Source organism: Rubritalea sp. (assembly GCF_039830215.1).
GTDB lineage: Bacteria > Verrucomicrobiota > Verrucomicrobiia > Verrucomicrobiales > Akkermansiaceae > Rubritalea.
On record NZ_JBDOPO010000114.1, the window covers coordinates 12,093 to 18,017 of the forward strand.

Here is a 5,925-nt window from a genome sequence, read left to right on the forward strand (position 1 = left end):
TACGCTGTGCGCACCCAGCGTTGGCGCATGGTTGGCAAGAAACTCTACGATATATCCAAGGATCCCTACGAGAAAAGTGACCTAGCCAAGCAGTATCCTGAAGTGATGGATCGCCTCACCAAGGCGTACGACGTATGGTGGGAGCAAACCGTGCCGCTGATGGTCAACGAAAGCCGCCTATTAGACAAGGAGCATCCGCTGGCTGTCCGCTACCAAAAACAGAAGGCTGAGCGCGGTATACCCGACTGGGCACCGCCGAAATTCTAATTTCTAACGAGAACCACGATTGAAACAATTAATTTTCACATGAACAATATTCTAAAGCTTAACAGCCCAAAATGGCTGAATGACATAAGGCATATGGCGGTCGCCACGCTTTGTTTGATGGGGACCTCACTCTCGGCAAGTCCTCCCAACAGCGAGCAAGCTAAACCCAATGTGGTTATTTTCTTCACCGACGATCAGGGCACGCTCGATGCCAATTGCTATGGATCAAAGGATCTGTACACGCCTAACATGGACAAGTTGGCTGAAACTGGCGTGCGTTTCACTCGAGCCTATGCGCACCAAGTCTGCTGTCCGGCGCGCGCAATGCTGATGACTGGTCGTCACCCGCAACGGGGGAATGTAAGCCATTGGACGCAGGGGGATGCCAGGGAAACGAAAAAAGGCCGAAATCTGTTGCTAGAGGAGGTTACTCTAGCAGAAGTGCTAAGGGATTCGGGATACAAAACCTCATTGTTTGGTAAGTGGCACCTTGGTGCTCACCTTGATCATGGACCGACCGAGCAGGGTTTTGATGAGTTTTTCGGGATTCGCGGCGGTTTTATTGATAATTACAATCACTATTTCCTCCATGGTGAAGGCTTTCACGACCTTTACGAGGGAAAGAAGGAAATCTTGTCGGATGGCAAGTACTTCCCAGATCTGATTACCCAGCGCGCACTAAAGTTTATCGACAAGAACCAAGATTCTCCCTTTTTCCTGTATGTCGCATTCAATATACCCCACTACCCTGAGCAGCCTGATAAGAAATTTGACGCACGTTATGCGGATATGGAAATGCCGCGTCAGTCCTACGCTAAAATGATTTCAACCACCGATGATCATATGGGGCAGATTATGCAGCGATTGGAGCAATATGGACTCACTCAAAATACGATTATCGTCTTCATGAGTGATAACGGCCATTCCACAGAGAAACCGTATATCAAAGTGGATAATCACAAGAGTGGCCTGCCAAAGGGCACATATTATGGTGCGAATGGTGGCGGTAACACCGGGAAATGGCGAGGCCAGAAAGGAACATTCTTCGAGGGCGGACTCCGAGTGCCAGCGATCATAAGCTACCCGTCGCAGCTCCCCAAAGGTGCTGTGCGTAATCAGGCGGTAACCGCTATGGACTGGATGCCTACGATACTGGATCTTTGTGGGGTCGCCAAGCCCGATGTGAAGCTCGATGGAAAAAGTCTTCTGCCAGTCATCAAGTCGGAGACAGCAGAATCCCCTCATACAGATTTACACTGGCAGTGGGCTAAAAGGTGGGCAGTTCTTGATGGCAACTGGAAGTTGGTGGGTACAGCCGATAAAGGGCAGTTTCTGGCCAATTTGAATGACCCTCAGCCGGAGATGAAGAACCACCTGAGAGCGAAACCAGAGGTTGCGAAACGCCTTAAAGCGCTTCACGATGCATGGCTGGACGATGTGCAGCCGACAGATTGATACTGGAAAGATACTTAATTGCTAAATATGGAACATAGCAAAATTTTGAAAATTGCGGGATTCGGCTTTATGCTGGCAGGCTTTTTTCAGGGGCTTGCTATGGCGGGAGAGAAGGGGAGATCTCCCAATATCCTGTTTATCATGTCCGATGATCATACCACCCAGGCCATTGGGGCTTATGGGAGTCGTTTGGCAAAGCTGAATCCTACACCTAACATTGACGATCTGGCCAGCAATGGCATGCGCTTTGCTCGGGTCTTTTGCAACAACGCTATTTGTACGCCCAGCCGTGCCAGTATTATGACTGGTCAGTACTCTCAAAAAAATGGAGTACTGGATCTCAACGGGAATCTTCCGCCAGAGCGACAATTTCTTGCCATCGAAATGAAAAAGGCCGGCTACCAGACCGCGATGATCGGGAAATGGCACCTCAAAAAAGAGCCTGCTGCATTCGATTATTACTGCGTGCTTCCTGGCCAAGGTAAATATCACAATCCCGATTTTCGTATTCGAGGTGACCGAGTATGGCCCCATAATACCATAAAAAAAGCGGGCACACACTCAAGTGATGCGATCACTGATATCAGCTTGAGCTGGCTTAAAAACGATAGGGATGTAAATAAGCCATTCTTTCTAATGCATCACTTTAAGGCGCCGCATGACATGTTCGAAAACGCCCAACGGTATGATAGCTACCTCGAGGATGAGATAATTCCTGAACCGGGTAATCTCCACAATCAACCGGCAGAGGGGTTTGGCTCCGAAGCAACCCGAAAGTTCGGCGCGGGTGTGACCAAGAATCATCCGTCTTGGAACCTGGGCGGTAGGCTTGGGGTTGACAATGAACTGGACGAGCCGGAATACGGAAAGGTGGTTTACCAGAAATACCTCAAGCGCTATCTACGTTGCGTCAAAGGGGTCGATGACAATGTCAAACGCTTGGTCGACTACCTGAAAGAAACTGGTGAACTGGGAAACACGGTGATCATCTACACTGGCGATCAGGGGTTCTTCCTGGGGGAACATGATTTCATGGACAAACGCTGGATGTACGAGGAGTCCTTCCGCATTCCCTTCATTGTCCATTGGCCAAATGGGATTCAGTCAGGATCTGAAAATAACTGGCTGATCAACAATACTGATTTTGCTCCGACGATACTGGAATTAGCCGGCAATACGAAGACGCCAACGTACATGCAGGGACATAGCTTTGCTGCTGCGTTACTGGGCAAGGCAAAGCCTAATAGTTGGCGGACCCACACTTACTATCGCTACTGGATGCACCTTGCCCACAGCCTGAAAGTACCGGCCCATTTCGGCATTCGTGGTGAACGCTATAAACTGATCTTTTTCTATGGTTGCACCCCGAATGGGAAGATGCAAACCCCTGTAGCCTGGGAATTCTACGATATGGAAAAGGACCCGCACGAAATGGATAATCAATATGCCAATCCAGAGTATGGGAAGATCATCGCAGACATGAAACTTGAACTAAAAAGAACCCGTGCTGATCTAAATGAGACCGACGTTAAGTACCCCTCCATTCAGGCGGTCATAGATTCCAATTGGCGTTAGCCATAGTAGAAAGCCTATAGTGCGCACCTCAGGGGTGAGGTACATTGATGATAACGATAAACTTAAGTGCAAAATATGAGACATAGAACATTTTTGAAAATTGCTGGCTTCGGCATCATGCTGACGGCCTTTTCGCCAGAAGCTGCAACAGCAGTAGAGAAGGATAGATCCCCTAATGTCATCTTCCTGTTGGCGGATGATCTGGGATATGGAGACACAGGGTTCAATGGGAACAAAATAATAAAAACTCCCCACTTGGATGCCATGGCGGAAGAGGGCATTCGCTTTACCCGCTTTTATTCCATTGGCCCAGTGTGTGCTCCGACCCGCGCGTCCTCCCTAACTGGCCGACATTACATGCGACTTGGCATGATGGATGTCAACGTGGGGAAACTCCCCAAACAGGAGATCACGCTTGCTAAAGTCTGCAAGGCCAATGGCTATGCCACGGGGCATTTTGGTAAGTGGCACCTTGGAACTTTGAGCAAGACAGAGTCTCCTCGGCACAAGGATCCAGCCAAGGACTTTGCTCCACCATGGGAACGCGATTACGACGATGCATTGGCGACAGAAATCTCGGTTCCAACTTGGAACCCAGCAAGTGGTGCACACAAGAAGCATGACTCTCCCTATTGGCATAATGGCAATAAGGTCACGGAAAATCTAGAAGGAGATGATTCGCGGGTCATTATGGATCGCGCCATCCCATTCATTGAGAAAGCAGTCGCCGCAGATCAACCCTTTATGACGACTATTTGGTTTCACACCCCTCATAGTCCGGTCGTTGCCGGGCCTGAGTATTTGAAAATGTACGAGGAGTACACCGAAGGGCAGCAACACTATTACGGCTGTATCACTGCGATGGACGAGCAGATAGGACGACTTCGTGCCGAGCTCAAGCGTCTGGGGGTTGATAAAAATACCATTTTGTGGTTCGGCTCAGACAATGGCCCGGAAGGAGGCGGCAGGCCCAAGCCTAAGTATGATGCCTATCATGGAGCTTTTTATGGTAAAGCGGGTAATTTCCGTGGGCGTAAGCGTTCCTTGTATAATGGCGGGGTTTGCGTTCCAGCTCTCGCAGTATGGCCGGGTACGATTGATAAGGGTCAAACCCTCCAAGTACCGAGTTCTACGCTAGATTATTTACCGACTGTGTGTGAGCTCATCGGTTCTGAACAACCACAGGATCGCCCCATTGATGGCGAAAGCCTCGTACCAATTTTACTTGGTAAGGCAAAGGAGCGTCACACCTATATTCCTTTTGCTTCCACTATCAAAACTAGCCAGTTAGCTCTGATCAAAGGGGACTACAAGCTCTTCACTATGCCAGCATCTGCACAAGGCGATGAACTATACCATCTGCATGACGATCCAGCTGAAGCTAACAACCTGATAGAGGAGCATCCAGAGCGAGCTCAATCAATGAAGGCCGATCTCAAGATCTGGGTTGAATCCTGCCGCAAGAGCTTTGAAGGTAAAGATTACCCAGAGCCATATGAGCAGCAAGGAACGTTTCTTAAAGTAGAATAATTAATCCAGGGGCCAGCTCAGAATAGCTATTTAGCTTTCGATAGTTTTAGTGTATTCTGCAGCATTCTGGCATGCTGTGGCTCGACGCGCTCCGGTGTGGAGTTGCAGACACTTCAGTCTGTTACACATGTCTCAAGAACAGCCTCACTTGTAAAAAACGAATTTTGATTCACAATCATCTCAACTCTGCGCATCAGCGTCGAGTGCTGCTGGTGCTTACTCTTTGGGGTCTTTAAAAGGATGAGGTCATCAGCAGAAATATTTCTCTTGGACGTCTGCAGCAGCTTTTTTAGTTGTGTCAGGCCTGTCGTTCTTGGCTCTAGTCACGCAGAATATCCTCCTTTTACAAGGGCCTTAGAGATGAGTGAAGTTTATATAGGCCCTGTCAAATATTGCAATCTCGCCGTCTTGAAGGTGAGCGAAGAGAGCTGGCGCGCAGGTGTCATCGTGGTAGCAGGCCTCATCAATAATAGTAAAAGAAGACGGCAATAAACTCTGCAGCTTTAAGCATAGGTGGTGCTTCGCTAAAGTATGTCGGCAGCGATACTTTGTCCAGCTCATGCAGTGTGTCTTTGGTTGATTAATTGTTCATCAGTTCGCTCCTGAGCGGGGGCTGCCGCTTAAATGGATAAGCCTGTGTGATAGCTGTTGAAGTTGATAAATAAGCGCGATCTGAGTCAGGGCCTCGCTTCATCCTAGAGGTCACTCCAGTATGCCCCACCACACTCGTCTAGCCCATAAAGCCAGATGGTAGACTCCAAATATTTGCTAATGAGGGCAGTAGATCATGGTCGTTGTAGTCGATTCATCATCAAAAAAATAAACCATCTATAGCAACCAAAAGGGTGATCCGGCTCATGCCATTTAGTTCTTGTTACTTTGGCTGAAATACTTATGGTGGTTAGTGCTGAAAAAAACTTACCTCAAATATTCATATGAAATATAAAAAAATGCTAACGACAATGGCTGCAGTGGCTGCAGTGGCTGCAATGGCGATTTCCTCGCAGGCAGCAGTGATCTACACCCAAGATTTCGATCTCAATCCGACATTTACCGCCGACAACATCACTAGTTACGGTCAATCTGGTGGAGCGGGGA

3 protein-coding genes and 1 pseudogene are annotated in these 5,925 nt (G+C 48.5%); all 4 read left to right on the forward strand.

Annotation, left to right across the window (positions count from 1 at the left end; translation table 11 throughout):
- Positions 1-267 (forward strand): annotated as a pseudogene (locus ABGY95_RS03900) (arylsulfatase); the annotation flags it as partial.
- A 39-nt stretch (positions 268-306) separates the two neighbouring features.
- Positions 307-1,722, forward strand: coding sequence for a sulfatase-like hydrolase/transferase (locus ABGY95_RS03905; protein WP_347440397.1), 1,416 nt, complete (start codon positions 307-309; stop codon positions 1,720-1,722).
- Between the two features lie 27 nt (positions 1,723-1,749).
- Positions 1,750-3,297 carry a sulfatase gene (locus ABGY95_RS03910; RefSeq protein ID WP_347440398.1) on the forward strand — a complete coding sequence of 516 codons (1,548 nt, stop codon included), beginning with the start codon at positions 1,750-1,752 and terminating at the stop codon, positions 3,295-3,297.
- 75 nt (positions 3,298-3,372) lie between these two features.
- Complete coding sequence (locus tag ABGY95_RS03915) at positions 3,373-4,827, forward strand: sulfatase-like hydrolase/transferase (RefSeq protein ID WP_347440399.1); 1,455 nt, start codon at positions 3,373-3,375, stop codon at positions 4,825-4,827.
- The last annotated feature ends 1,098 nt before the right edge of the window (positions 4,828-5,925 follow it).